Source organism: Micromonospora sp. CNZ322, assembly GCF_007827755.1.
In genome coordinates this window covers 104,052-129,029 of record NZ_VITD01000011.1, presented here as the reverse complement: position 1 = coordinate 129,029, position 24,978 = coordinate 104,052, and the positions used below count along the sequence as shown (strand labels likewise).

Here is a 24,978-nt window from a genome sequence, read left to right as displayed (position 1 = left end):
TGACGAGTCGCCCGAAGCTGAACGCGTGTTGTCAGCGGCAGAAGAGCGTACGCAACACGCTGCCGGCTGTGCCGGTCTGTGATGGCGGCTTCGGCACGAGGGGTGCCTGGCGACCGACCGGGGTCAGATCCAGTCGGGTAGCGTCTCACCGTGTATCAGGCGATCTTGCTGGACGTGTACGGCACGCTCGTACACGATGATGAGATCTTGGTCAATGACGTCTGCGTGCAGGTAGCAGATTTGATCGCAGTCGATCCGTCTGCTATCGCGGCGGAGTGGTCCCGACGGCTGGAGGCCAGCGCCGAAATGGCGTATGGGGCCGGTTTTCGTACGCTCGCAGACCTGACGCTCGGCAGCCTCGCCGAGGCTGTGGCGAACTTCGGGGCATCCGTGGAGCTTGAGCCGATCTGCCGGAAGCAGCTGCACTTCTGGCGTCATCCACCGTTGTACGACGACAGCCGGCCGTTCCTCGATGCTGTGAAGGTGCCGGTGTGCCTGGTCTCCGACGTCGACCAGGACGACCTGACGGCGGTGCTGCGGTGGCACGGCGTCACCGTCGCCGCTGCGGTGACGAGCGAAGAAGCCCGCGCATACAAGCCCCGCCCCGAACCGTTCCAGCTCGCGCTGGCCCGCCTCGGCCTGGGCCCCGGCGACGTGATCCACATCGGTAACTCCGCATCGTCCGATGTCGCCGGAGCCGCCGCTCTGGGTATCGACACGGCATTCCTCGATCGTGCTGGAGACGGCCCGCCGCCGTCGGGGGTCACGGCAACCTACACCGCGGCGACGCTGACGGCATTGCTGCCCCAGGTGTTGCCATGTTGAAGATCCTGGTCAGCGGCTGCCTGGGCGGCGCACCGATCCGGTTCAACGAGACCGGCGTACCGGTCGCCTCTCCGATCTGGCAGCGGTGGGCTTCTGAAGGGCGCCTCGTGTCGCTGTGTCCAGAACTGGCCGTCGGATTCCCGGTGCCCCGCCCGCCAGCCGAGATCGTCGGCGGCAGCGCGGCCGACGTCCTCGACGGCCGCGCCCAAGTACACGAAGCATCGGGCCGTGACGTCACCGAACTGTTCCAGGCGGCGGCGCAGCGGGCGGTCGACAAGGCACTGCAGGCTGGCGTCGGGCTCGCCATCCTGGTCGACGGCAGCCCTGCCTGCGGTAGCACCTACGTTCACGACGGAACCTTCACCGGCGTCACCGTCGCTGGGCGTGGCGTCGCGGCCGAGGCGTTGCGCCGCCGGGGCATCCCTGTGTTTCCTCACTACGACCTGGGCAGGGCAGCGGCTGTTCTGGCGGAGCAGGAACGCCAGCTCATCTAACGTCCGAGCACCAGCCCGCCCAGTGCCAAAGCCAGCCGGCCGGCGCGACACCTGTGGCACCGGATTGCTCACCACGTGACCACGGCGCACCGCCCAGCGGTAGAAGCGGTTCACCGCAGCGACCTCCCGGTCCCACGTCGCACCGGCCACCCGAGGCCCGTCCAGGTCCCGGCGCCGCCGACGGCGTCAATCTGGTTCCCGTCGAAATGCTGTAGTCGCACCCCTCAAGGCGGCCCGCCGTTGGCGTGGTCGGTGTCGATGTAGCCGTGGCCCCGCGAACGTAGGCATCGCCGACTGATCAGTGTTCTGTCCCGGACACCTCGGGAGGGAGTCTCCCGTCGCGAGGTGTGGCATGGGCGGCAAATCCTGCAGGCCGGCCGACACAAGACAGCGAGTGCCGTCGCGGCTTCTCGTCGTGCGTAGGCTCGCGGCTGTGCGCCCGTTGCTGATCGCCGAGACAGTGATGACGCCGCCGACCTTCGTCGAGTGGCTGACCGGCACGGGGTTGTTGGCGTGGAGCCATAGTTCGCTGCGCGTGTTGCACTCGGACCTGACCGTCGCGCTGGTGTGGGAGCCCGCCGACGAGGACCGGATCCTGGCGGTCGGCGTGGCTCCGGACCGGTCGCGGTTCGCGCTCGTGGGACCACGACAGGTGCAGGTCCGCAGCGCCGACGGCCGCGTCCGGTGGGCGGTCGAGCACGGCAGGGTCTTGTGGACAGGTTGGCCCCGGCCGAGTTGTCACCTGGCCGGGGACGACCTTCTCTGGCTGTTTCTGCCCGACGGTGCCGGCGACCAACTCGTCGTGCTGGACACCTCCGGAGGAGGAGCCGAGGTGGACCGGCGCCCCCTTCAGACCGTTGAAGGCTCTGCCACATTCATCCTGGACGCCAATCGACAGCACATCGGGCTGCACATCGCGGTGGGACCGGAGACCTGCCTCAGTTACCGCTGGACGACGGACGAGCGGCGGCTGGTCGCCGGGCAGACCATGAACGGCTGCCTGGCCGACATGAACGCCAGCGGGAGTTTCTATCTCTCCATGCCGCACGGCAGCGGCTGGATCGCGATACACGATGTTGCCGACGACAGTGCCCGGGTGAAGCGCCACTTCGACGACATCCCGGGGTTCGGCGACTCCGACGACTACCGGATGTACGAGACCGCGGCGGTCGTATCCGACGACTGGGTGATGGTCGGCGTCGCGACCGACGAGAGCGACGCCGAGCAGCATCTCCTGCTCTCCACCCGCACGCTGCGCCCGCAGACCGTGATGGATTACGGCATCGACATGCCGCAGAACTCGATTCGGTCCGCCGGTGGACACGGACGGTGGATGACGCACGACGCCCGCCTCGGGGTGGTCCGGCTCTGGCAGCTACGCGAGCCGCACACGGATGAGGTCGAGGGCCAGCTCGCACTGCTGTAGGTGGTGCTGCTCCCTTGATCGTTGGCAGCTGAGCTGTTCGACACGCCGAGCGGTGCCCTGCTGAGCTGCCACCGATCGACGTGGCGATTCCGCGTACAGAGGACGGTCACCCGGGGGGAGCGGGTTGGGCACTGCCGCCCGGTTGCGGTCGGCGATCCCACAGCACCAGGCCGGTGAGCAGCATCGCGACGCCCAGACCGACCATCGCCAACCCCACCGCCGTGTGCGCGCTCCCGCTCAGGTGACCCGCCACGATCCACCCGCTGTCGATTCCGAACGCCAACGGCATCAACCCCTGCGGGATCACCGGGATCCACCCGACCGTCAGCAACCCCAGCGCCCACGCTGTCGACGTGTTCTCCCGGTACCACTGCGCGTCCCAGCTCAGCGGGAGCACCGTCTCCGGGGGCCGGCTCCGCTGACCGGCCGCGGCGAGCACCGCCGTGCCGCGCCGGGCGAACCGCTCGTCGGCCAGCCACACGCCACCCCACCAGACTGCGGCGCCTCCGAGCAGCCCGACCAGCGGCAACAGCGGTGCCGCCTCCGGCGGACCCCAGATCATCAGGGCGAGCACCGGCGCCGCAGCGAGCAGTCCAGCCGCTGTGGCGACCAGCACGCTGACGATGTCGGTCGGGTTGTCGGCCGCGGTCGGATGCCGTGGATCGGCTACCGGGCGTACGCGTAGCAGCGACACCCACACCGGCACCGACGCGCCCGCGCCGAGCAGGGCCGGCAGGGTGGAGAGCGCGGCCAGGGGGTCGATGTCGGGCGCGAGGAGGATGCCCGCGACGGTGAGCAGCACGCCGATCGGGGTGACCAGCACCAACCACGCCAAGGCCCGACCCCGGACCTCGGCCCGTTCGCCGCCGGGCGTGGTGAGCGGCAGCCACAATGCGGTGCCGTCCAGCCCGACCAGCCCAGCGGACATCGCCGCCGCGCCGAGCACTGCCAGCGGTCCCGCCCACGGCAGCAGCAGGTCCACGTCGGACAGCAGCGGCAGCCCGGCGAGCAACGCTCCGTACACCACCGCGAACGCCAGATACTGCAACCGCAACGGATGCCGCATCCAGGCCCGCAGCTCACGGCCGACGACCGCCCGCGTTGCCGCCGGCACCCACCCCAGCAACTCGCGCTCAGCCGTGGCCGGTGACGCCGCCGTGGTCCGGCGCGGCCGGAACGGCGCGCCGGCGGCGATCACCCTTCGGACGAGCATGATGTACGCGGCGGCGCAGAGCGCCACGATGCCCACCAGGGTCGCCATCAGGCGCACCCCTTGCCCGGTTGGCCCGGTCACGGCGGAGACCGGCCAGGCGCTCGGCACGTACGCCATGGCCCGGACCACCTCTTCCGGCGCTGCCACGAGCAGTACCGACACCCACGGGAAGACCGCCCAGAGCGACCCGGCGACACCCATCGCCGTGCCGGTGAATACGCCGGTGAGCAGCGCCCCGGCCGGACCGCCGGCGTGGCCGACGACCTCCAGCGCGATGGCCGAGCCGATCAGTCCGAGCAACCAGAGCAGCACCGCGCCGCCGGCGGTGACGAGGACCGCGATGGTGCCGTACCGGGCGGCGTGCACCGGCAGCGCGGCGAGTGCCACCAGCGACACGGCCGGGCCGATACCGATCGCCGACGCGGCGAGCAGGCCGATCGCGGCCGAGACGCCGCCGATCGGCTCCAACCGCAGGTGGGCCGGGCGGACCCGGCCGCGCCCGCCGCCGAGCAGCAGCGGCAACACGATCCAGCCGAGAACCCACGCCCCGGCCAGCAGGCCAAGGGTGTGCTGGTCGCCGCGAAGCGCGTACCGGATCAACCAGGCGGCGGCGAGCAGACCGACCAGGCCGGCCACCGTCGGTCCGGGGTGCTCGCGCAGCGAGCGACGCAGCATCATCGCGCGCATCCGGGCCGGCACCGTGATAGCGCCGAGAGTGCCGCCCAGCTGGCCGGGGGCGGTCAGTTGCGTGCTCATCGTGCCCCGGTCAGCCAGTCCAGACCGGCGCTACCGGAGGCTTCGGCGCCGACCAACTCGACGAACCGGTCCTCCAGGCTGCTGCCGGCGGCGACCTCGGCGACCGACCCGGCGGCGACCACCCGACCCTGATGGATCACGGTGACCTCGTCGCACATCTGCTCGACGAGCAGCATCGAGTGGGTGGACAGCACGCAGGTGCCGCCGCCGGCCACGAACCGGCGCAGCACCTGGCGGATGGTGGCCGCGGAGACCGGGTCGACCGCCTCGAAGGGTTCGTCGAGCACGAGCAGCCGGGGCGCGTGCAGCAGCGCCTGGGCGAGGCCGAGCTTCTTGCGGGTGCCGGTGGAGCAGTCGGCCAGCGGGGTGCCGGCACCCTTGGCCAGGCCGAGCACGTCGATCAGTTCGGCGGCACGGTCGGTGGCTGTGGCCCGGGGTAGCCCGCGCAGGCCGGCGCTGTAGCGCAGCAGTTCGGCACCGGTGAGGCGTTCCGGGAAGTCGAGGCCGTCGGGCAGCACGCCGGTCAGCGCGCGGGTGAGGCCGCGCTCGCGCAGCGCGTCGTGGCCGAGGATCCGGATCTGCCCGGAGTCCGGGGTGACCAGCCCGACGGCCATCCCGATGGTGGTGGACTTGCCGGCGCCGTTGGGCCCGACGATGCCGTGGAAGGTGCCGGGGTGGACGGTCAGATCGATGCCGTCCACCGCGCGATGCGCCGCGAAGGTCTTGACCAGGCCACGGATCTCTAGTGCCGGGGGGATCACGCGCCGAGCATAGGTGACCTTGCGCTGCCCCGTGGCCCGCCGCTCACAAGTCCACAGTGGGCAGAGCTGCTAGACGACGTGCACCAGTCGGAAGCGTTCGGTCACCACCAGGGTGTCGTCGTCCACGGTGAAGTCCGGGTCGTCCAGCTCGGCGCGCACCTCGGCACTGCGCCAGAACGCCTCGTGCCCCGCACGCCACTGCGCCACCGACTCGTCGCCCTCCCCCTCGGCCAGGGCGTGTGGCAGGTCGACCTCGGCGAGCCGGACCACCCGTACGTCGGTCAGCTCGATGGCCGCGACCCGGCGGCCGGCGGAGTCGACCACGGCGGACAGTTGACCCACCTCGGGCAGCGGCTCGTTCGCGCACTCGTACCCGGCCAGCAGGCCGGTCGTCGAGGTCTTCGCCCCGGACAGGATCGCGCCCACGAGTTTGTCCCGCAGTGGCCCCGGAAACGCGAACTCGGCAAGCGGAAGATCGTCGAGGTCCATCCGCGGAGGATACGCGATCCGGTGCGCGTCAGGGACCGTCGTCGACATGTTCGCGGCGACGTGGCACGGTCTCGTCATGGCCACCTATGGCGTCGCCCTCGTGCTGCTTGTCGATCCGTCGGGTGCGGTGCTTCTGCAGCACCGCGACGAGGATGCGGTCGTCTCGCCGGGCCAGTGGAGCCTGCCGGGCGGCCATGTCGAGCCCGGCGAGTCACCGGAGGCGGCGGCCCGCCGCGAACTGCTGGAGGAAACTGGTCTGACGGCGGGTGAGCTGCATCCGCTGTGGAGCGGACCGCGCCCGTACGAAGCGGGCTTTCCGCACACCGTGACTGTCCACGTGTTCCGTGGCACCACCACGGCTCGTCAGGAGGACGTGAGGGTCGGCGAGGGGCAAGCGATGGTGTTCATCCCCCGGGACGAGGTGCTCGATCGTGAGCTGGCGGTCTCCACCGCGCTGATCCTGCGCATGATCTGTCGGGTACGGCTACGGCGTGGTGATGGTCTGCCTGTCGCGAGCCACGCAGTACACGTCGCCGGAGTTCGCGGCGTGCGGCAGTTCGTGCAGGTGCGTCGCCAGGTCGGTCGCGGACGTCCAGCGTCGGAACGTCATCGACTTGTCGTCGCCCACCGCGACGTCGAAGCCGTCGAAGCCCAGCGCGGTCAGGCGATCGAGGCACCGGTCGGCGACCGCACGCGCGATGGTGGTGAACTCGAACGACAACGCCGGCAGTAGGCGGCTCAGGCCGGCCAGCACCTCGTCCTCGAAACCCTCAACGTCAATCTTGGTGAAGGTCGGCACGCCGTACGTCTCGATCAGCGCGTCGACGGTGACCACCGGGACCTCGATGTCGGTGTCCCACACCTCGCCCTCCCACCCGCCCGCGCCCTTCGCGGCGCGGACGAAGTCCGGTGAGGCGGTCGAGACGGTGGGGTTGGCGGAGTTGACGTGCAACCGGGTGCGCCCAGGGAGCGCGCCGCACGCTGCGTCGACCAGTGTCACCTGGTCGTCGTCGGCATAGATCGCCCGCAGTGCGCGCAGACACAGCGGCTGCGGTTCCACAGCGACGACCCGGGCACCGAGGCGACGGAAGCTGGCGATGTGGTCGCCCACGTGGGAGCCGATGTCGAAGACGAGGTCCCCACTCCCGACGAAGCGGGAGTAGAAGACGTCCATCCTCGCGTCCCGTTCGGGATCGCCGTAGTAGACGTCCAGCGACCGGTGCAGCAGGGACAGGGCCGGGTCGTTCCGGAGCGCGGCGATCCTGGTGTCGGTGGTAGCCGTCATCTGTCTGGTGTCCAGTCCGTGAGAGAGGTGGCCGGGTTACGGTCCGAAGGCGGTCAGGAACCGGTCCCGGAAGGCGTCCATCCGCCAGACCGGCGCCTGCGGCCCGGGCTTCAGCCCGTCCTGCCAGCCCCACCCGGAGATCCGGTCCAATACGGCCCGATCACGGGTGATGATCGAGATCGGCACGTCGTGGCTGGCGTTCTCGCCGGTGACGACCGCGGCGGGTTGGTGGTCACCGAGGACGATGAACACGAGGTCGTCGTCTCCGTAGGTCCGCACGTAGGAGATGAGCGAGCCGAGGGTGTACTCGATGGACTTTCGGTAGTCCGCCCGGATCTGGGCGGTGTTGCGGCGCTTGTCGTCCGACCTGCCCGCGCCAGCCCCACGGTAGACCGCGCCGTCGCCGACGTCGGCCCAGTCGAGCAGCGGCGGGACGGGCGTCCAGGGCGCGTGACTCGACACCAGCGCCAGCTCGGTCATCACGTTGCCGTCGCGCTTCGCCTGCTCCAGGCGTTGCCAGCTGGCCAGGGTGTACTGGTCGGGCGGGGTGCCGAAGCTGAACTTCGGGCCACGGTACGCGAGCGCCTTGGCGTCGTAGAACCGGTCGTAGCCGAAGAAGGAACCCTCCGGCCATGCCCTGGTGACGGCTGGCATCACGCCGACGGTTTGCCAGTTCGCCCGTCGGAAGGCGCCGTTGAGGGTCATCCGGTCACTGGCCAGCAGGGTGCGGTGCCGCTGGTCGTTGTCGATCCAGAGGCCGGAGAGCAGCGTGTCGTGCGCGAGCCAACTGCCGCCACCGAAGGTCGGCGAGGTGAGGAAGCCGCTCTGCGCGGCAAAACCCGCCGCGCCCAGCTCGCTGGTGCCGCGGTCGAGGACCGCGCCGACCTGCGGCGCGAACTCCGGGTCCTCGACGGCGTCCCGGCCGTAGCTCTCCACGAAGGCGACGACCACGTTCTTGCCGCGCAGCGCGGTGAGTAGCTGGTCACCCGGGGTGTCGCCGAACCTGTCGGCCTCGATCAACGCGCCGAACGTCTCGCGGTCGTCGAGGCGCAGGCGCACCTGGAAGCCGTGACCGTTGGCCAGGGTGGTCGCGGATGTGTCGGCGACCGGCACGCCCTCGACCACCCGCACGTTGAACGCGGCGCAGGCCACCCAGACGACCACCAGCGCGGCCACGATCCGGGTGGTCCCGGTGCGGTGCCGGACCACCAGTCGCCGCAGTCGCCGCATCGACAGCGTGACCAGTGTGGGCAGGCCCACGAACACCACCGCCAGGGTGATGGCGACGCCGATGGCGGCGGGTCGACCGTACGACTCGCTGAGGAAGGCGAACCCCTCGTCGAGGAGCGCCCAGTCGAGCACCGGGTCGAACGCCCGGCTCAGCGAGGCGGTGAACCCCAGGTCAAGCAGCTTCAGCAGGCCGAGCAGGCCGAGGGCCACGCCGGCCAGCGTCGCGACCAGTCGGCTGCCACGAGACGGCAGGGCGAGCAGGAGGGCCACGACCAGCAGCGCCTCCAGGGGGATCCGCGCGAACGCCGCCGGGCTGAGCCGGCCGAAGTCGTACGGCACGGTGAGGACGAGCAGCACGAGCAGCGCGGCCAGCACGGTCGTCAGCCGGGCGGCGATGGAGCGTTTCGGCCGATCCTCGACGTCGGTGCCGTCAGCGGTCCCGCCCGAGGCTTCGCCCCTCATCGCCCTCCGTCCCTGGCTCGGCAACTGACGTACGCGCGTCAAGAGCGACAACCCGGGCATCCTTCCATGATCTTTGCTGGGAGCGGCATCCGGGCGGCTCAGACGCGGGCGATCCCGCGTCGGGCCACGGCGACAGTGGGACGGTCCGACCACGGCAGCCCATCGGTAGTGCTCGGGATCAGCTCGGCCAGCCCCGCTCCGGCGCCTGGGGCGCCGTGGCTCTGCGAGCTGACCGGCTGAACCATCGCACTCGGGACGCCGTGGATGACGGCGTGGCGGAGGCGCCGGGTCGTCCAGAGCCAGGCGACGTCACGTCCGAACGACTCGACCAGCAGCGCCACCGACGCCACCAGCACCACTGTCGTCAGCGGCGGGGGCAGCACGTCGGCCATCGCCACCGTCAACACCACGCCCTGGATCGCGGCGACGACCTTGCTCCAGTAACGCGGCGGCGCGGATCCCCGCATCCACTCCAACACCCAGGTCGCGGCGCCGAAGAGGTAACGCATCGCGCCGATCACGAGCACCCAGCCACCCACCGCGGGGGCCACGTGCAGGCAGAGCACCAGGACCAGGAAGGAGTCGATCTCCATGTCGAAGCGCGCGCCGAGCTCGCTGGTGGTCCCGGTGCGGCGGGCCGTGTACCCGTCCACGGCGTCGAGGGCCAACGCCACGCTGGTGAGGACGACCATCACCGTGATCGGCGCCGACCGGCCGAACGAGTCGGCGGCCAGGGCCGTCACGCCGCCGACGAGGATCGCCCGGCTCAGGGTCACCCGGTCGGCCGGGCTGAGCGCAGCCGCGCCCGAGCGGGACATTCCCCGGCTGAGCAGGGCGCACAGGGCCACCCCGTACGCCAGCCCCGCCACCCAGCCCGCCGCGCCCAGACCGACTGTCTCCGCCAGCACCGCCAGCAGGACGATCTGCACGAGCAGTCCGATGACCGGACCAGTTCGAACCGTTGACATCGTGCCTCCGTGACTCTGGTGGGTGACCCTGACCGTCATCACGGAAAATATGACCGATCGGTTCATTCTGAACGCGACCCGGCAGGGTGCCACGGAGGGACGTGCCCCTTCGGCCGCCGGTTAATCGTCCATCGTGGGTGGCCCGTCGTCGGCTGACCGGTGAGGGTGTCGATCGTCCCGTACGGGTCAGGGCGTCGGCAGGGTGAGCACGTCCGCACCGTCGTCGGTGATGGCGATGGTGTGCTCGCTGTGCGCCGTCCGGCAGCCCGTCGCGCTGCGGAGGGTCCAGCCATCGGAATCGGTGACGAGCGTGGCGGTGTCCGCCATCACCCACGGCTCCAGCGCCAGCAGCAGCCCCGGGCGTAGCCGGTAGCCGCGACCGGGGCGCCCCGTGTTGGAGACGTGCGGGTCCTGGTGCATCGTCGATCCGACGCCGTGGCCGCCGAACTCCGTGTTGACCGAGTATCCCGCCGCCTTGAGGACCGAGCCGATCGCGTGGGAGATGTCACCGATGGGGACGCCGGGGCCGGCGGCGGCGATCCCCGCCTGCAAGGCGCGCTCGGTCGCCTCGATCAGCGCGACGCTCTCCGGGGGCCGCACGTCGCCCACTATGAAGCTGATGGCCGAGTCCGCGACGACTCCACGCTGGGAGACGGCGAGGTCGAGCGAGAGCAGATCGCCCTCGGCGAGCGGGTAGTCGTACGGCAACCCGTGCAGCACCGCGTCATTCACCGACGTGCAGATGTAGTGCCCGAACGGCCCGCGCCCGAAGGACGGCTCATAGTCGACGTAGCAGGACTGCGCCCCGGCCTCGGTGATCATGGCCTGTGCCCACCGGTCGATGTCCAGGAGGTTGGTGCCGACCACACAGCGGCTCTTCAGCGTCTGCAGGATGCCGGCGACCAAGGCACCGGTGTCCTTCGCTCGCAGCACGTCGGTGGGGCTCAGGATCTCGATCATGCAGCGCCTTCCTCGGACGACCAATAAGTATCCCGGCCATATTATCCCGGTACTAGAATCGGAGCATGGTCAGGTTGCCGCTCACTCCCGCAGAGCTCGAACGCGGACAGCGCCTCGGCGCGCTTCTGCGTCGAGCCCGTGGAGAGCGTTCGATGCTCCTCACCGCGCTGGACGCGGGCGTCTCGCCAGAAACCCTTCGAAAGATCGAGTCCGGCCGGATAGCCACCCCCGCCTTCCCGACCATCGCGGCAATCGCCGACGTCCTCGGCCTCTCCCTCGACGCCGTCTGGTCGGAGATCAACACGTCGGACGACAGCGCCGAACTCCCCCGACCAACGCGCACCGCGCGCGAACGGTTGGCCTCCTAGCGCACTGCGGTCGAGCTGGTTGACGCCGCCGCGGGTGGGCCCGATTCGCTTTCGCTGTGGACGCCTTGTCGGGGCGAAGCGGACCCGCGGCCCGTCAGGGCAGGAACTCGGCGGTCAGGCTGATCAGCGCACGGGCGGCGGCCCCGACCGGGCGGTCCACCGGGGTGGCGAGGGACGCCGTCCAGTTCAGGTCGACGCCGGCGACGCTCAGCAGGCGCACCCCGTGGTCGTCGGCGACGGCGAAGCGGGGCAGCAGCGCGATGCCGAGCCCGTGCCGCACGTGTTCGGCGCCGGTGGCGATGTCGGGGATCTCGATCGTGACTCGCCGGGACAGGCCGGCGGCCGCGAACGCCCGGTCGGTCACGGCCCGGTTGCCGTAGCCGACCGGGGAGTCGATGAAGTCCAACCCGGCGATGTCGGCGAGGGTGACCGCCTCGCGGGTCGCCAGCGGGTGGTCGTCCGGGACGACGAGGTCGAGGACCGAGCTGGCCAGCTCGGTGAGGTGGATCTCCGCCGGAGGCGTGCCGGGCAGCGAGACGAACGCGAGGTCGAGCCGGCGTTCCGCGAGGGCGTCGATGAGCCCCTGGGAGCCGTGCGGGGCGACGCTGGTGTGCAGCAGCACTCCGGGGTGCCGGCGGTGGAACTCGCCGAGCAGGGCCGGCAGGTGCAGGAGTCTGATCGAGGTCATCGTGCCGATGCGCAGGGTGCCGCGCAGGCCGCCGTGCACCTCGGCGACCGCGTCGCGGGCGTCGCGGGCCGCGTCGAGGGCGATCCGGGCGCGCGGCAGCAGCGCGGCACCGGCGTCGGTGAGGCGTACGCGCTTGGAGTTGCGGTCCAGCAGTGACGCGCCCAGTTCGCGTTCGAGGGTCTTGACCGCGGCGGAGACGGCGGACTGGACGACGTGCAGGCGGGTGGCGGCGCGGGTGAAGTTCTGTTCCTCGGCCACGGCGACGAAGTACTCAAGTTGGCGGAGCTCCACACCGCCAAGTATCACCGATCGCGATCGTCGCGAACATCAACTTTCGTTGGACCTGATGCTTGGGTGGGGCAACAGTGGGGTCATGTCCTTGTCGACCCTGACACCCCGACCCACCACGTCCGACCGCGGCGACGGCTCGTCGCGCCGGCACGGCCGTGGCTTCTGGGCGATCGCCCTGGCGTTCCTGACCGCGATGGCGTTCTGCACCGTGCCTGCCCCGCTCTACCCGCTCTACATGGCGCGGGACGGCTTCTCCACGTTCATGGGCACTATCGTGTTCGCGGTCTACGCGGTGGGCGTGGTGATCAGCCTGCTGCTCGCCGGTCACGTCTCGGACTGGGTCGGCCGCAAGAAGATCCTCATTCCGGCGTTGGCGTTGGAGCTGGTGGCCGCCGCCCTGTTCCTGGGTGACCCGTCCCTGCCGGTGCTGCTGGTCGCCCGGCTGGTGAGCGGGCTGGGCATCGGCCTGATCACCGCGACCGCCACCGCGTACCTCCAGGAGTTGCACGCGGCGCACCGGCCCGGCTCGTCCCGTCAGCGCTTCGAGATGGTCTCCACCGCCGCCAACATCGGCGGGCTGGGCGTCGGCGCGTTGGTCGCGGGCGTCCTCGCCCAGTACGTCGACGCACCGCTGCGTACGCCGTACCTGGTGTTCGCCGTCCTGCTGGCGGTGAGCATCGTGGCGGTCGCCCTGTCCCCGGAGACCGTCGAGGAGCGGCTGGTCAAGCCCACCTACCGGCCGCAGCGGATCAGCGCCGACCACGGGGACCGGGCCGGCTACCTGGCCGCGGCGGCCGCCGGGTTCGCCTCGTTCGCCGTGTTCGGCCTGTTCACCTCGGTCGCCCCCGGTTTCGTCGCGGGTGCCCTGCACCTTCCGTCGCGGGCCCTGGCCGGCACTATCGTGTTCGCCGTGTTCGGCGGTGCGGCCGTGGCGCAGACCCTCACCAGCCGGCTGACCGCCCCGGCGAAGGTGCGCCTGGGGCTGCTCGCCCAGGCCGTCGGCGTGCCCGTCCTGCTGGTGGGGATGCACACCGCCAGCCTCTCGGTGTTCCTGGTCGGCGGGGTGGTCGCCGGCATCGGCGCCGGCGTGCTCTTCAAGGCCGCCGTCGGCGCCGTCGCGGCGATGGCCGCACCCGCCCAGCGCGGCGAGGCCCTGGCCGGGCTGTTCCTCATCGGCTACCTGGGGATGATCCTGCCGTCCGTCGGCATCGGCGTCGCCACCCAGGCCGTCACCGCCGGCACGGCGATGAACTGGTTCACCGGGTTGCTACTGGTCATGCTCGCCGGCGTGGCGGCGCTGTTCCGCCACAGCGCCGCGGCCCAAGCCCGATGAGCCGTACGGCCTAAAACCCGCTCGGCCAAGATCCGCACAGGAACAGGGAAAGTGCTGCCTCACCGGCCGCGGAGGCACCTACATCCCGGAAGTTGTGCGGATCTTGGCGGGCCAGACGCGGGGGCCGGGTCAGCGCGGGTCGGGCCACCACGGTTCGAGGAGGGTGGGGTCGGCGACGTACTGCGTCCGCTGCTCCGGGGTCAGCGACAGCGCCTGGAGTCGGGCGCCCCACTCGGGCACCCGGTCAGCCTTGTCCAACGCGGTGGCCAGCTCGATCAGCCCGGCCAGCGCCATCGCCTGCTCGACCACCGGCGCGTCCTCGGCGCGGCGGCGCATCCCCGAGTCGAGCGCCCGATAGGCCGCCCGGTCGTCCATCTTGAACTCGCGCAGGATCCGCGCGTTGTCGAGCACCCGGGCCAGCCCGTCGAGCTCCTTCGACCCGCCGTACTCCACGTCCTTCGGCTCGTCCCGCTGGATGAAGACGATGGTGTTGCCCGACGGGTCGACGATGCTGAACCGCGACGCCCCGGCGCGGTAGCGGGTCATCCGGGGTAGGCCCTTGACCAGCACCTTCCCGTAGCTGCGGCGCATTGCCTCGGCGAACACCGCGTGGTATGACGCCACCGCGTCCACCATCACCAGGCAGCCGCCGGAATACTCCTTCGCCGGGTCGAGATCCTTCGGTGCCGGGCCGTAGTGCAGCTGGAACCCACTCCAGGTCAACGCCAGGTAGACGTATGGCCTGAGTTGCTCAAAGGCCACCTCGAACCCGAGGGCCCGCCAGAACGCCAGGGTCTCCTCCGGGGCCGCGCAGTGCAGCAGCGGCACTGTGGTCTCGTTCGGTTGGACACGGTCCGCATTGGTCGTCATTGTCGATCCCCGTCCCGTCGGCAGGCCGGCCATTGTGCCAGCTCCACCGAGCGGCTTCGACAGGTTTCGTCTCCTACCCAGGGAGGAGGCGGGCTCCGACCAGCGGCCGCAACCGGGGCTCAGGGTCGGACGCGATCGGCTTGCGCGGCCGCGAACATCTACAGGCATGACTACTGTTGTGCGCCGGGCGGCGCGTTGGAACCGCCCGCTGATGGTCCTGGTATCCGTGATGGCGGTGCTGGCCGTCGTCGCGGTGGTCGGCATCCTCGTCGACCCGCGCGTCCTCACCGGGGCGCCGATCTGGCTGAAGCCGTTCAAGTTCGCGGTGTCGTTCGTGCTCTACGGCGCCACGCTCGCCTGGATGCTCTCCCTGCTGCCGCGACGCAGCCGGGCCGTCGAGAGGGCGGTCGTCGTCATCGTCGCGGTGGCGGTCGTCGAGAACGCGGTGATCGTCGGTCAGGTGATTCGCGGGCAGACCAGTCACTTCAACGACACCACCCCCCTGAACACCGCGCTGTTCGCGACGATGGGCGCGGCGATCATGGTGCTGTTCTTCGCGCACCTCGTCATCGGGATCGTGGTCCTGATCCAGCGGATCCCCGATCGGGTCGCCGCGACCGCCGTCGGGTGGGGGCTCGGTCTGTCCCTGCTGGGCATGCTCGCGGCGGTGCCGATGGCGCTGCCGATGCAGGACCCGGGGATCGAGGGCATCGGTGGGGCGCACAGCGTCGGCGTGCCCGACGGTGGGCCGGGATTGCCACTGGTCGGCTGGAGCACCACCGGCGGTGACCTGCGGATCGGGCACTTCGTGGGGCTGCACGCCCTCCAGGCGTTGCCGATCCTGGCGATCCTGCTGAGCCGGTTCGCGACGCGGTTGGACGAGCGCACCCGCGCCCGCCTGCTGGTCGTCGCGGGCGTCGCGTACGGCGTACTCACCGTGCTGTTGACCTGGCAGGCCCTGCGCGAACAGCCGCTGCTGCGGCCGGACGCCGTCACGCTCGCCGCGGTCGCGGCCCTGGTGGTCGCGACGGCGACCGCGACCGGCCTGGTGCTGGCCCGCCGCCGTCGCCCGGAACTGGCGCTGGCCGCATGACCGGGACACTGTTCTCCCTGACGTTCGCGGTGGCCGCGCCGTTCTGGGCGCTGATGATCCTGCTGCCGCGCTGGTCGTGGACCGCCCGGATCATCGCCTCACCGCTGATCGTGCTGCCGGTCGTGGTGATCTACGCGCTGCTGGTGCTCCCGGCGTTCGGCGACGTGCTGCCGGCCGTGGCGTCGCCGACCCTGGCCGGGGTGCGCGACCTGCTCGGCACCTCCGACGGGGCCGCGGCGGGTTGGGCGCACATGATCGCGTTCGATCTGTTCGTCGGACGGTGGGCGTGGTTGGACAGCCGCGATCGGGGGGTGCCGGCGCTGGTGATGGCTCCGGTGCTGCTGCTGACCATCCTGCTCGGACCGCTCGGCCTGGCCGCCTACCTCGCGGTCCGGACCCGGTGGCGGCGGCCGGCGGCCGTCGCCACCGGCGCGCAGCACCTAGGCTGACCATCGTGAGCTGGCCGGGGCGACTGTTCGACATGCGGGACACGCTCGTGCGGATGGTGCTGCTCGATCTCAGCGGGTTGTGCTACCTGCTCTTCGTTCCGCACTCCACCAGCACGCCCACGACGACACAGTGGATCCTCGCGGTCCTCGCGTTCACAGTGGCGCTGGCGGCGCACCGTCGGCCGGTGGTCAACCTGGTGGCGCAGGCCGCCCTGCTGACGGTCGCGATCAGCCTGGTCGACGACTTCACCATCAACCAGGTCGGCGCGAGTTGGGCCCTGCTCGAGATCACCATGCGGGCGCGTCGCCCCCGGACCATCTGGCTGTCCACCGCGCTGCTGGTCGTGGTCGACCTGACCGACTCGGTGGGCGACCCGGCCGGCAGGGTCGTCTCCGGCGTCGTCGGACTGGCCCTGGAGGTCGGTGTGCCGGTGCTGCTCGGCCTCGTCATCCGCACCAACCGGGAGCTGAGTCGGCAGGCCGTGGAGCGGGCGGTGGCCGAGCAACGCCAGCACGCCTCGGAGAGTCGTGCGGCGCGCGCCGACGAACGCAGCGCCATCGCCCGCGAGCTGCACGACGTCGTCGCGCACCACGTGGCGTCGATGGTCCTGCGGGTCGGCGTGGCCCGGCACGTGCTCACCGACCTGGACCCCCGGGTGGGCGAGGTCTTCGACGACGTGCACGGCACCGGCACTGCGGCCCTCGCGGAGCTGCGCCGGCTGGTCGCGGTGCTGCGCAACCCCGACGGGGTACGCGGCGACGCGGCGCTGACCGCGATCGAACCGTCCGCGCTGCCGGCGGCGATCGGCGCGTCCATCGACCGGGCCCGGCAGGCGGGTGTCACGGTGGAGGCCGATCTCGACCCGGCGATCGGTTCACTCGACGCGGTGCGCGGCATGGCGGTGCTGCGACTGACCCAGGAGGCGCTGACCAACGTGGCCAAACACGCGGGGACGTCCGCGCTCGCGCACCTCGTGGTCGCTGTCCGGGACGGCTCCGTGCACTGGGAGGTCACCGACAACGGGCGCGGCGGGGTGCCGGCGGGCGTGCCGGCCGGTGGCGGGCACGGCATCACCGGAATGCGCGAGCGTGTCGAGGTCCTCGGCGGCCGGCTGGAGGCGGGCCCGACCGACGCCGGGTGGCGGGTACGTACCGTCCTTCCGGCCGTGGCCGCCGCGTCCGCCGACGCACCGGTCGGGTCGGTGCCCCGCGAGCGGGAGGCCCCGGCCGGGTCGCCCGCGCCGGAGCCGGCGTGATCCGGGTGCTGCTGGTCGACGACCAGCACCTCATCCGGGCCGGGCTGCGCATGCTCTGCGACGCCCAACCCGACATCGAGGTCGTCGGAGAGGCCGACAACGGCCGTGAGGCGATCCCGCTGGCCGGGCGGCTCCTCCCCGACGTCGTCGTCATGGACCTGCGGATGCCCGGTGTCGACGGGATCACCGCGACCAGCCGGATCCTCGCCGAACGCCCCGCCACCCGCGTCCTGGTGCTGACCACGTTCGGCGACGACGACCACCTCTACCCAGCGCTGACCGCAGGGGCGTGTGGGTTCCTGCTCAAGGACGCGCCCCCGACCGAGCTGCTGGACGGCATCCGCCGGGCCGCCGTCGGCGACAGCCCGTTCAGCCCGGAGGTCCTGCGCCGCCTCGTGCAACGCGCGGTGCACGCCCGCCCCGGGTCGCCACCGGCCCTGCCGGGCCTGACCGCCCGGGAACGGGACGTGCTCAACCTGGTCGCCGAGGGCCTGTCCAACACCGAGATCGCCGACCAGCTCCACATCGGTGTCACCACGGTCAAGACCCACATCACCAGCCTGATGACCAAGACCGACAGCCCCAACCGGGTACGTCTGGCCCTGTTCGCTCGCGGCGTCTGACGCTCAGGCCCGCATCCGCGCGGACACGGCAATGACGAGCACCAGCGGCACGATCAGCAGGGCCGGGGCGACGACCGGCAGGTGCAGGGCGACCAGGGCGCCGACCGCCGCGCCGACCATGAGGGCCAGCAGCACCTGAGCCTTGGGGCGCAGGCTGGCCCACGGGCTGCGGGCGGCGACCCCGGCGATCAGGCTGGTGAGGGTGCCGGTCAGGTACGTGGAGGACAGGCCGGACACGCCGAAGCGTTGGATCGCACTGCTCTGCACGCCCAGCGCGACAGCGGACAACATCAGCAGCGCCAGGTGGACACCCGCGTCGGGGGTGTGCAGGGTGACCTCCCAGACGACGGCGAACACCACGAACACCGACAGCTCCAGGACCAGCGCCCAGGTGACCCGCCGCGGCCAGACCGGATCGTCGGGCTGTGCCGAGCCGACGACGCGGGCGCCCGCGAGGACACCGACGATGAAGCTGACGATGGCGCAGCCCGACGTCAGAGCCAGGTCGGCCTCGCCCCGGCCGGCCGAGAGCCCGAGCAGGACCATGTTGCCGGTCATCACGCTGGCGAAGGCGCCGCCGAGGGCGAGGAAACCGAGAGCGTCGGCGCTGCCGGTGAGGAAGGTGAGGACGACGACGAGCGCCTGCCGTCGTCGCAGCAGGCGCTCGTCTCGGCGCGGGGCGACGTGGGGGTGGGTGACGCGGGGCGCTGTGCTCGACACTGTCGGCCACCTTCCAGTAATTGTTCTTCGTATACACTTTGTCCGGACACGTTCACGGAGAGGCGACCAGGTGGCTGAAGACCTACGGGACAAGCTCGGCGCGCAACACCTGCCGCTACGCGATCAGGTCCTCGCCGCGCTGCGGACCGCCATCATCGACGGCGACTACCTGCCCGGGGAACGGCTGACCGAGGACCGGCTCGCCGAGGACTTCGGCGTATCCCGCAACCCCGTGCGGGAGGCACTGCGCGTCGCCGAGGCGGAGGGGTTCGTCGTGATCCTCCCCCGCCGGGGAGCGGTCGTCGCCTCACCGAGCAGCGGGACCATCACCGACATGTTCGCCGTGCGCCAGCGCCTGGAGACGCTGGCCGCCCGGCTGGCCGCCGAGCGGGCCACAGCGGCCGACGTGGCGTCCCTGCGCGCCCTGCTCGACCAGGGCCGCGAGGCGACGCAGCGCCACGACCTGGCCCGGGTCGCCGAACTGAACAGCACGCTGCACCTGCGCATCCTCCAGATCAGCGGAAACCCCTGGCTGTCGTCGATCGCCAAGTCGCTCTACCTCCATGTCCAGTGGGTCTTCCGGCTCGGTGCGGCCGAACGCGCGCCACACTCGTGGGCCGAGCACATCCAACTCGTCGACGCCATCGAGTCGGGCGACGGTGACCGCGCCGAGCGGGCCGCGCTCGACCACCTCGACGCGGCATCCGCCGCGGCGTACGAGAACGCCGAAGGCGGCTACGGCGCCCGCTGACGGGCGCGCGGCCATGGCGCCCGCTACCGGCCGCACGCGTAGCCCTGCATCCCCCGGGGGTTCGCGCCGGCCGCCAGCACTCCCGTCGCCGGGTCACGGGTCACCGCGCAGAGCCGACCGAGGCTCCACCCGTCGGTGACCCGCACCTCGTGCCCGTACGCCCGCAGGGCCGCCAGCACACCCTCGTCGAACCGGTCCTCCACCACCAGGACACCGGGCTCCATGTCGCGGGGATAGAACGACCCCGGCAGGCTGACCGTGTGCCACGCCGGCGCGTCGATGGCCTCCTGAAGGCTCTGCCCACCGACGAGGTGCCGCAGCAGGAACGGCAACTGCCACTGGTCCTGCTGGTCGCCACCGGGGGTGCCGCAGGCCAGCACCGGCTCGCCGTCGCGGTGCACCATCGTCGGGCTCAACGTCGTACGCGGGCGGCGGCCCGGCGCCAGCGACGAGGCGAGCCCCTCCTCCAGCCAGAACATCTGCAACCTGCTGCCCAGCGGAAAGCCCAGCTCGGGAATCGTCGGGGAGCTCTGCAACCAGCCGCCGCTGGGCGTCGCGGAGATCATGTTGCCCCAGCGGTCGACCACGTCCACGTGGCAGGTGTCGCCACGGGTCACCCCGTCCGCCTGCACGGTCGGCTCCCCTGTCGTCGGGTCTGTCGGGTCGGCATGCCGCGCGGCACCGGGTCGGACGTGGGCGGGCAGGTGCGGCTGCGCCCCGTCGGGACGGCCCGGCCGCAACTCCGCCGACGCGCGATCGCCGATCAGGGCGGCCCGCTCCCGCGCGTACTGCGGCGAGAGCAGCGCCTTGGCGGGCACGTCGGCTCCGTCGCCGTACCAGGCCTCCCGGTCGGCGAAGGCGAGCTTGAGCGCCTCGACCTGGGCGTGCACACCCGCCGCGGTCGCCGGGTCGTACGCGCCCGGGTCGTCGAGCGCGTCCAGTGTGGCCAGGGACTCCAACAGCACCGGGCCCTGACCCCAGAAACCGGTCTTCGCCACCGAGTAGCCGTGCCAGTCGAGGGTGGCTGGCGGCTCCCAGCTCGCCGAGTACGCGGCCAGGTCGTCGCCGGTGACCAGCCCGGCGTGCGGACGGCCACTGGAGTCCTGGAACGGCCGCCGGCTGAACGCGTCGATCGCCTCGGCGACGAAACCCGTGCTCCAGGCCCGACGCGCCGCCTCGATCTGGGCCTCCCGGTCGGCGCCGGCCGCCTGTCCCGCCTCGACGAGCCGGCGCAGGGTGTCCGCGTACGCCGGGTTGGTGACCAACTCCCCCGCGGCCGGTGGCCGGCCGCCGCGCAGCCAGAGCGCGGCGGAGGTGGGCCAGTGTTCCTCGAACAACGACCGGACGGCCGCCACTGTGTCACCGACCCGGCCCACCAGCGGGTGCCCGGCGCCGGCATAGCCGATCGCCGGCTCCAGCACCTCGGCGAGTGTGAGCGTGCCGTGCTCGCGCAGCAGCAGGAGCCAGGCGTCCACCGCGCCGGGTACGGCCGCCGCGAGCGGCCCGGCACCCGGGATGAGGTCCATCCCGAGAGACCGGAAGTGCCCGATGGTGGCGCCTGCCGGCGCCGGCCCCTGCCCGCACAGCACCTTCGGTCGGGGGTCCCGCGCGGTGGCCACGATGGCCGGCACCTCGCCGCCCGGCCCGTTCAGGTGCGGCTCGACGACGTGCAGGACGAAACCGGCGGTGACCGCGGCGTCGAAGGCGTTGCCCCCGCGTTCCAGGATGCCCATCGCCGACTGGCTGGCGAGCCAGTGGGTGGAGGACACCATGCCGAAGGTGCCCTGCAACGTGGGTCGGGTGGTGAACGTCATGACAACACCTCACTGGGATCTGCGGTACGAACGTCGGGACCGGTGCCGTCCGGCCGGACCAGGTGGCACGCGGCCATGCCGTCGCCGATGGCAGTCTGCGCCGGCACCTCCGTCGCGCACCGGTCGAAGGCGAGCGGGCACCGGGTCCGGAACCGGCAGCCCGACGGCGGGTCGAGCGCGGACGGCAGATCGTCGCCGAGCAGCACCGGCTGGCGGTGGCGCTGACGCACCGGGTCGGCCACCGGCGCGGCGGAGAGCAGCGCCTGCGTGTACGGGTGGGCGGGCCGGGCGAAGATCCGCTCGCGGCTGCCGGTCTCGACGAGTTGACCCAGGTACATGACCGCGATGTCGTCGGCCAGATACTCGACAGCGGAGAGATCGTGGGTGATGAAGAGGCAGGCGAACCCGATGTCGCGTTGCAGGTCGGCGAGGAGGTTGAGCACCGACGCCTGCACTGACACGTCGAGCGCGCTGGTGGGTTCGTCAGCGATGAGCAGCATGGGCTCGGAGATCAGGGCCCGCGCGATGCTGACCCGTTGGCGTTGCCCGCCGGAAAGCTCGTGGGGGTAGCGACGGGCCACCTCGGCGCGCAGGCCCACCCGTTCGAGTTGGGGGGCGACGCGGGCGTCCCGCTCGCGCCGGGAGATCCGCTTGCCGGCCAGCCGCAACGGCTCGGCCACGATCTCGCCCACCAGCAGGCGCGGGTCCAGTGACGCGGCCGGGTCCTGGAAGACGATCGACACCGCGCCGCGATGGGGACGCAGTCTCCGTCGGGACAGGTGGGTGACGTCCGTGCCCGCGATCCGGACCGTTCCCGCCGTCGGTTCGACGAGCCGCACCACGCATCGGCCCACTGTCGACTTCCCGGAACCGCTCTCCCCCACCAGGGCCGTGACCCGGCCCCGCGGGATGGTCAGGGACACCCCGTCCACGGCACGCACCGGGCCGAAGTGCATCACCAGGTCCGCGATCTCCAGGGCGTTCGGCTGCGGCGTCATCGGTTCGCCTCCTGAGCTGCCGTCGGTGCCGTCGTGCAGGGGTGCCAACAGGCCGCGACATGGTCGGTGCCACCGACATCCTCCAACGGCGGGGCGGCCGCCCGGCACCGCTCATCGGCGGCCGGGCAGCGATCCGCGAAGGTGCAGGCGTCGGGTTGGCTGGCCAGCACGGGCACCAGCCCGGGGATCTCGGTCAACCGGTCGGTCCCGGCGTGCCGGCCCGGCTGCGGTGACGCCGACAGGAGCCCGGCCGTGTACCGGTGCCGTGGGTGGGCGAACAGGTCGTCCACCGGCGCCCGTTCCACCACCCGGCCCGCGTACATGACGACGACGCGGTCCGCGATGTCGGCGATCACGCCGAGGTCGTGGGTGATGATGAGGACGCTCGTGCCGAGCCGGTCGCGCAGGTCCCGCAGCACCTGGAGGATGCCGGCCTGGACGGTGACGTCCAGCGCGGTGGTCGGCTCGTCGGCCACCAGCACCTTCGGGCCGCAGGCGACCGCCATCGCGATCATCACGCGCTGGCGCATGCCGCCGGAGAGTTGGTGCGGATAGTTGTCGACCCGCTGGGCGGCGGACGGGATCCCGACGAGCGTCAACAGCTCGACGGCACGCCCCCGCGCCGCCCGTCGGGACATCCGTTCGTGGACCTGGAGCACCTCCCCGATCTGCCGCCCGACGGTGAGCACCGGGTTCAACGACGTCATCGGCTCCTGGAAGATGTAGGCGATCTCCCGGCCACGGACCCGACGCAGGGCCGACTCGCGGGCCCCGACCAGCTGGGTGCCGTCCAGGCGCACCGACCCGGTGACCCGGGCGCTGCCCGGTAGCAGTCCGGCGATGCTCATCGCGGTGACGCTCTTACCGCACCCCGACTCGCCCACCATTCCGACGATCTCCCCGGCCGCGAGGTCCAGGCTGACCCCGTCGACCGCCGAGACGGTGCCGGTCTCGGTCGGGAACGACACCGACAGGTCGCGGATCTCCAGCACGGGCGCGGAGGCGGTGGTCATCGCCGGTCTCCCTTCGGGTCGAGGGCGTCGCGCAGGGCGTCACCGAAGACGTTGAACGCCAGCGCCAGACCCATGATCACCACGCCGGGAAAGACGGCCGCCCACGGTGCGCGAGCGGCGAACTGCTGGGCGGTGGCCAGCATGGTGCCGAGACTGGGCGCGGGTGGCTGGATGCCGAGGCCGAGGAAGGACAGCACCGCCTCGCCGAGGATCGCGGCCGGGATGGCGACAGTGGCCTGCACCAGGATCACCGAGGTCGCGTTCGGCAGGATGTGCCGGGCCAGCACCCACAGGTCGCTCGCGCCGTCCACGACGGCCGCCGCGACGAAGTCCAGCGACTTGAGGCGCAGCGTGTCCGAGCGGACGACCCGGATCACCCCGGGGATCTGGGCGATGCCGATGGCCACCGCGGCGTTGCCGAGGCTGGCGCCCCGGATGGCCGCCAAACCCACCGCCATGATCAGAAACGGAAACGCCAGCAGCAGGTCGGTGAAGCGCGAGATCACCGCGTCCCAGGCCCGGAAGTAGCCGGCGGCGAGCCCGAGCGGCACCCCGATGACCAGTGATGTGGCCACCGCCAGGAGCCCCACCTGCAACGACGCTCTCGCGCCGAGCATGATGCGGGAGAGGACGTCCCGGCCGAGGTCGTCGGTGCCCAGCAGGTGACCGGCGGTGCCGGGAGCTGCGAACGTACGAGCGAAGTCGGTCTGGTCGACCGAGTAGGGCGCGAGCCAGGGCGAGAGCAGCGCGATGACACCCGCCAGCGCGAGCACGACGAAGCTCACCACGGCGAGCGGGTTGCGCCGCAGCCGCCGCAGCACCCGGGTACGCCTGGTGATGCTGGCGGTGCCGGTCTCCGCCATCGGTACGGTGAGGACGGTCATGCCGGATCTCCCGTCACCCGGATGCGCGGATCGATGACCGAGTAGAGCAGGTCCACGAAGAAGTTGATCACGATGTAGGCGGCTGCGGTGAGCAGGACGACGGCCTGGATCACCGGGTAGTCCCGTTGGAACACCGCGTCGATGGTCATCTTGCCGAAGCCCGGCAGCCCGAAGATCTGTTCGGTGACGACAGCGCCCGAGATCAGCCCGCCGAGTTGGAGGCCCACGACGGTCACCACGACGATGAGGCTGTTCCGCAGGGCGTGCCGGGTGATGACGGCGCGCGGGCGCAGCCCCTTCGCCTTCGCGGTGCGGACGTAGTCGGAGGAGAGCGAGTCCAACATCGCCGACCGGGTCTGCCGCATGATGATGGCGGCCAGGCCGGTGCCGAGGATCACGGCCGGCAGGACGATGTGGTGCAGGTTGTCCACGGGGTCCTCCAGGATCGGCACGAAGCCGGAGGCGGGGAAGAGCCCGGTCGCCACGGACAGGTAGAGGATCGCCAGCAGCCCCAGCCAGAAGTGCGGCACCGACAGCCCGATCAGGGCCAGGCCGTTGGCGAGCCACTCCGCCGGACGTCCACGACGGACCGCCGCGAGCACCCCGGCGCCGACGCCGAGCGCCGCTGCGATGAGGATCGCCAGGACGGACAGCTCGACGGTCACCGGCAGAGCGGTCGTGAGCATCGACGAGACCGGCCTACCGGTGCGGATCGACACCCCGAAGTCGCCCTGTGCCATGCGCTCCACGTACTGGGCGAACTGCACGGGCAGCGGCTGGTCCAGCCCGTAGTGCCGGCGGATGGCCTCCAGGGCCTCCGGCGACCGGTCCTCCCCGGCCAGGGCGAGGGCCGGGTCGCCGGGGAGCGCCCGTACGCCGACGAAGACCACGATCGTCGACAACAGCAGGGTCAGCGCCGACTGCCAGGCGCGGGTGAGCAGATATCGGGCCACGGCGG

The 24,978-nt window shown here is 71.5% G+C and carries 26 protein-coding genes and 1 pseudogene; 11 read left to right on the top strand and 16 right to left on the bottom strand.

The window, feature by feature from the left end:
- The first annotated feature begins 150 nt into the window (after positions 1 to 150).
- The 3 genes from FB453_RS24170 to FB453_RS24160 all read left to right on the top strand — a co-directional run bounded on the left by FB453_RS24170 (position 151) and on the right by FB453_RS24160 (position 2,745).
- Entirely contained in the window at positions 151 to 825 is a 675-nt protein-coding gene (locus FB453_RS24170; RefSeq protein ID WP_145793742.1) for an HAD family hydrolase, read from the top strand.
- Positions 819 to 1,319 carry a 2-thiouracil desulfurase family protein gene (locus FB453_RS24165; RefSeq protein WP_145793739.1) on the top strand — a complete coding sequence of 167 codons (501 nt, stop codon included), beginning with the start codon at positions 819 to 821 and terminating at the stop codon, positions 1,317 to 1,319. Before FB453_RS24170 ends, FB453_RS24165 begins: the two co-directional genes overlap by 7 nt.
- A gap of 433 nt (positions 1,320 to 1,752) precedes the next feature.
- Positions 1,753 to 2,745, top strand: a complete 993-nt coding sequence (locus FB453_RS24160; RefSeq protein WP_145793736.1) for a hypothetical protein — start codon at positions 1,753 to 1,755, stop codon at positions 2,743 to 2,745.
- 106 nt (positions 2,746 to 2,851) lie between these two features.
- Here the strand turns inward: FB453_RS24160 and FB453_RS24155 are convergent, their stop codons facing one another.
- The 4 genes from FB453_RS24155 to FB453_RS35050 all read right to left on the bottom strand — a co-directional run bounded on the left by FB453_RS24155 (position 2,852) and on the right by FB453_RS35050 (position 6,160).
- The gene (locus tag FB453_RS24155) at positions 2,852 to 4,714 is read right to left on the bottom strand and encodes a hypothetical protein (RefSeq protein ID WP_145793732.1); all 1,863 of its coding nucleotides are present in this window, start codon (positions 4,712 to 4,714) and stop codon (positions 2,852 to 2,854) included.
- Positions 4,711 to 5,475 carry an ABC transporter ATP-binding protein gene (locus FB453_RS24150; RefSeq protein WP_112669154.1) on the bottom strand — a complete coding sequence of 255 codons (765 nt, stop codon included), beginning with the start codon at positions 5,473 to 5,475 and terminating at the stop codon, positions 4,711 to 4,713. Before FB453_RS24150 ends, FB453_RS24155 begins: the two co-directional genes overlap by 4 nt.
- A 69-nt stretch (positions 5,476 to 5,544) precedes the next feature.
- Complete coding sequence (locus FB453_RS24145; protein WP_145793729.1) at positions 5,545 to 5,964, bottom strand: ASCH domain-containing protein; 420 nt, start codon at positions 5,962 to 5,964, stop codon at positions 5,545 to 5,547.
- Positions 5,965 to 5,992: 28 nt separating this feature from the next.
- Positions 5,993 to 6,160 carry a hypothetical protein gene (locus tag FB453_RS35050; RefSeq protein WP_486480423.1) on the bottom strand — a complete coding sequence of 56 codons (168 nt, stop codon included), beginning with the start codon at positions 6,158 to 6,160 and terminating at the stop codon, positions 5,993 to 5,995.
- Here FB453_RS35050 and FB453_RS35045 point away from each other — a divergent pair.
- Positions 6,092 to 6,340 (top strand): annotated as a pseudogene (locus FB453_RS35045) (NUDIX domain-containing protein); the annotation flags it as partial. The gene FB453_RS35050 and the pseudogene FB453_RS35045 overlap by 69 nt on opposite strands.
- A 108-nt stretch (positions 6,341 to 6,448) precedes the next feature.
- Here the strand turns inward: FB453_RS35045 and FB453_RS24135 are convergent.
- The 4 genes from FB453_RS24135 to map form a co-directional block, all read right to left on the bottom strand.
- Positions 6,449 to 7,249 (bottom strand): FkbM family methyltransferase, encoded by an 801-nt coding sequence (locus FB453_RS24135; protein WP_145793726.1) that lies wholly within the window; start codon positions 7,247 to 7,249, stop codon positions 6,449 to 6,451.
- Positions 7,250 to 7,285: 36 nt separating this feature from the next.
- Positions 7,286 to 8,479, bottom strand: a complete 1,194-nt coding sequence (locus FB453_RS24130; RefSeq protein ID WP_486480421.1) for a sulfatase-like hydrolase/transferase — start codon at positions 8,477 to 8,479, stop codon at positions 7,286 to 7,288.
- Positions 8,480 to 9,039: 560 nt separating this feature from the next.
- Complete coding sequence (locus FB453_RS24125) at positions 9,040 to 9,909, bottom strand: CDP-alcohol phosphatidyltransferase family protein (protein ID WP_145793719.1); 870 nt, start codon at positions 9,907 to 9,909, stop codon at positions 9,040 to 9,042.
- Between the two features lie 186 nt (positions 9,910 to 10,095).
- A complete protein-coding gene (gene map / locus FB453_RS24120; protein ID WP_145793714.1) occupies positions 10,096 to 10,869 on the bottom strand; it encodes a type I methionyl aminopeptidase in 774 nt (257 codons plus the stop codon).
- A 65-nt stretch (positions 10,870 to 10,934) separates the two neighbouring features.
- Here map and FB453_RS24115 point away from each other — a divergent pair, with 65 nt between their 5' ends.
- Positions 10,935 to 11,237, top strand: a complete 303-nt coding sequence (locus FB453_RS24115; protein WP_145793710.1) for a helix-turn-helix domain-containing protein — start codon at positions 10,935 to 10,937, stop codon at positions 11,235 to 11,237.
- A gap of 94 nt (positions 11,238 to 11,331) precedes the next feature.
- On the opposite strand, the gene FB453_RS24110 is transcribed toward FB453_RS24115, so the two are convergent.
- On the bottom strand, positions 11,332 to 12,216 hold the full coding sequence (locus tag FB453_RS24110; protein ID WP_145793706.1) for a LysR family transcriptional regulator: 885 nt from the start codon (positions 12,214 to 12,216) through the stop codon (positions 11,332 to 11,334).
- Positions 12,217 to 12,298: 82 nt separating this feature from the next.
- Between FB453_RS24110 and FB453_RS24105 the strand changes: the two genes are divergently transcribed.
- Entirely contained in the window at positions 12,299 to 13,549 is a 1,251-nt protein-coding gene (locus tag FB453_RS24105; protein ID WP_145793703.1) for an MFS transporter, read from the top strand.
- A 129-nt stretch (positions 13,550 to 13,678) separates the two neighbouring features.
- Here the strand turns inward: FB453_RS24105 and FB453_RS24100 are convergent, their stop codons facing one another.
- A complete protein-coding gene (locus FB453_RS24100; RefSeq protein ID WP_145793700.1) occupies positions 13,679 to 14,419 on the bottom strand; it encodes a VOC family protein in 741 nt (246 codons plus the stop codon).
- Between the two features lie 166 nt (positions 14,420 to 14,585).
- Between FB453_RS24100 and FB453_RS24095 the strand changes: the two genes are divergently transcribed.
- The 4 genes from FB453_RS24095 to FB453_RS24080 are packed head-to-tail and all read left to right on the top strand — an operon-like array spanning position 14,586 to position 17,840.
- Complete coding sequence (locus FB453_RS24095; RefSeq protein ID WP_145793697.1) at positions 14,586 to 15,512, top strand: hypothetical protein; 927 nt, start codon at positions 14,586 to 14,588, stop codon at positions 15,510 to 15,512.
- Positions 15,509 to 15,961, top strand: a complete 453-nt coding sequence (locus FB453_RS24090) for an ABA4-like family protein (RefSeq protein ID WP_145793694.1) — start codon at positions 15,509 to 15,511, stop codon at positions 15,959 to 15,961. Before FB453_RS24095 ends, FB453_RS24090 begins: the two co-directional genes overlap by 4 nt.
- Before the next feature lie 5 nt (positions 15,962 to 15,966).
- Positions 15,967 to 17,217 carry a histidine kinase gene (locus tag FB453_RS24085; protein ID WP_145793691.1) on the top strand — a complete coding sequence of 417 codons (1,251 nt, stop codon included), beginning with the start codon at positions 15,967 to 15,969 and terminating at the stop codon, positions 17,215 to 17,217.
- Positions 17,214 to 17,840 (top strand): response regulator transcription factor, encoded by a 627-nt coding sequence (locus tag FB453_RS24080; protein WP_145793687.1) that lies wholly within the window; start codon positions 17,214 to 17,216, stop codon positions 17,838 to 17,840. Before FB453_RS24085 ends, FB453_RS24080 begins: the two co-directional genes overlap by 4 nt.
- A 3-nt stretch (positions 17,841 to 17,843) precedes the next feature.
- Here the strand turns inward: FB453_RS24080 and FB453_RS24075 are convergent, their stop codons facing one another.
- Positions 17,844 to 18,560: a YoaK family protein gene (locus FB453_RS24075; protein ID WP_167362371.1), complete on the bottom strand. Its 717-nt coding sequence runs from the start codon at positions 18,558 to 18,560 to the stop codon at positions 17,844 to 17,846.
- 70 nt (positions 18,561 to 18,630) lie between these two features.
- Between FB453_RS24075 and FB453_RS24070 the strand changes: the two genes are divergently transcribed.
- Positions 18,631 to 19,311 carry a GntR family transcriptional regulator gene (locus FB453_RS24070; RefSeq protein ID WP_167457549.1) on the top strand — a complete coding sequence of 227 codons (681 nt, stop codon included), beginning with the start codon at positions 18,631 to 18,633 and terminating at the stop codon, positions 19,309 to 19,311.
- A gap of 23 nt (positions 19,312 to 19,334) precedes the next feature.
- Here the strand turns inward: FB453_RS24070 and FB453_RS24065 are convergent, their stop codons facing one another.
- Genes FB453_RS24065 through FB453_RS24045 form a run of 5 tightly spaced genes read right to left on the bottom strand, consistent with a single transcriptional unit; the run spans position 19,335 to position 24,973 of the window.
- Positions 19,335 to 21,125, bottom strand: coding sequence for a gamma-glutamyltransferase family protein (locus FB453_RS24065; RefSeq protein WP_145793682.1), 1,791 nt, complete (start codon positions 21,123 to 21,125; stop codon positions 19,335 to 19,337).
- Positions 21,122 to 22,123 carry an oligopeptide/dipeptide ABC transporter ATP-binding protein gene (locus FB453_RS24060; protein WP_145793678.1) on the bottom strand — a complete coding sequence of 334 codons (1,002 nt, stop codon included), beginning with the start codon at positions 22,121 to 22,123 and terminating at the stop codon, positions 21,122 to 21,124. Before FB453_RS24060 ends, FB453_RS24065 begins: the two co-directional genes overlap by 4 nt.
- Positions 22,120 to 23,136 (bottom strand): ABC transporter ATP-binding protein, encoded by a 1,017-nt coding sequence (locus FB453_RS24055; RefSeq protein ID WP_145793674.1) that lies wholly within the window; start codon positions 23,134 to 23,136, stop codon positions 22,120 to 22,122. Before FB453_RS24055 ends, FB453_RS24060 begins: the two co-directional genes overlap by 4 nt.
- Complete coding sequence (locus FB453_RS24050; protein ID WP_145793670.1) at positions 23,133 to 24,020, bottom strand: ABC transporter permease; 888 nt, start codon at positions 24,018 to 24,020, stop codon at positions 23,133 to 23,135. The genes FB453_RS24055 and FB453_RS24050 overlap by 4 nt, the downstream gene beginning before the upstream one ends.
- Entirely contained in the window at positions 24,017 to 24,973 is a 957-nt protein-coding gene (locus FB453_RS24045; RefSeq protein ID WP_145793667.1) for an ABC transporter permease, read from the bottom strand. Before FB453_RS24045 ends, FB453_RS24050 begins: the two co-directional genes overlap by 4 nt.
- Positions 24,974 to 24,978: the final 5 nt, after the last annotated feature.

Coding starts and splice junctions, on each gene's coding strand:
- FB453_RS24165 (WP_145793739.1), top strand. CDS start 819: ATGTTGAAGATCCTGGTCAGCGGCTGCCTGGGCGGCGCACCGATCCGG.
- FB453_RS24155 (WP_145793732.1), bottom strand. CDS start 4,714: ATGAGCACGCAACTGACCGCCCCCGGCCAGCTGGGCGGCACTCTCGGC.
- FB453_RS24145 (WP_145793729.1), bottom strand. CDS start 5,964: ATGGACCTCGACGATCTTCCGCTTGCCGAGTTCGCGTTTCCGGGGCCA.
- FB453_RS35050 (WP_486480423.1), bottom strand. CDS start 6,160: ATGGCCGCCCGGCAGGCTCCACTGGCCCGGCGAGACGACCGCATCCTC.
- FB453_RS24135 (WP_145793726.1), bottom strand. CDS start 7,249: ATGACGGCTACCACCGACACCAGGATCGCCGCGCTCCGGAACGACCCG.
- FB453_RS24130 (WP_486480421.1), bottom strand. CDS start 8,479: ATGCGGCGACTGCGGCGACTGGTGGTCCGGCACCGCACCGGGACCACC.
- FB453_RS24125 (WP_145793719.1), bottom strand. CDS start 9,909: ATGTCAACGGTTCGAACTGGTCCGGTCATCGGACTGCTCGTGCAGATC.
- map (WP_145793714.1), bottom strand. CDS start 10,869: ATGATCGAGATCCTGAGCCCCACCGACGTGCTGCGAGCGAAGGACACC.
- FB453_RS24115 (WP_145793710.1), top strand. CDS start 10,935: ATGGTCAGGTTGCCGCTCACTCCCGCAGAGCTCGAACGCGGACAGCGC.
- FB453_RS24105 (WP_145793703.1), top strand. CDS start 12,299: ATGTCCTTGTCGACCCTGACACCCCGACCCACCACGTCCGACCGCGGC.
- FB453_RS24100 (WP_145793700.1), bottom strand. CDS start 14,419: ATGACGACCAATGCGGACCGTGTCCAACCGAACGAGACCACAGTGCCG.
- FB453_RS24095 (WP_145793697.1), top strand. CDS start 14,586: ATGACTACTGTTGTGCGCCGGGCGGCGCGTTGGAACCGCCCGCTGATG.
- FB453_RS24090 (WP_145793694.1), top strand. CDS start 15,509: ATGACCGGGACACTGTTCTCCCTGACGTTCGCGGTGGCCGCGCCGTTC.
- FB453_RS24065 (WP_145793682.1), bottom strand. CDS start 21,125: ATGACGTTCACCACCCGACCCACGTTGCAGGGCACCTTCGGCATGGTG.
- FB453_RS24060 (WP_145793678.1), bottom strand. CDS start 22,123: ATGACGCCGCAGCCGAACGCCCTGGAGATCGCGGACCTGGTGATGCAC.
- FB453_RS24055 (WP_145793674.1), bottom strand. CDS start 23,136: ATGACCACCGCCTCCGCGCCCGTGCTGGAGATCCGCGACCTGTCGGTG.
- FB453_RS24050 (WP_145793670.1), bottom strand. CDS start 24,020: ATGACCGTCCTCACCGTACCGATGGCGGAGACCGGCACCGCCAGCATC.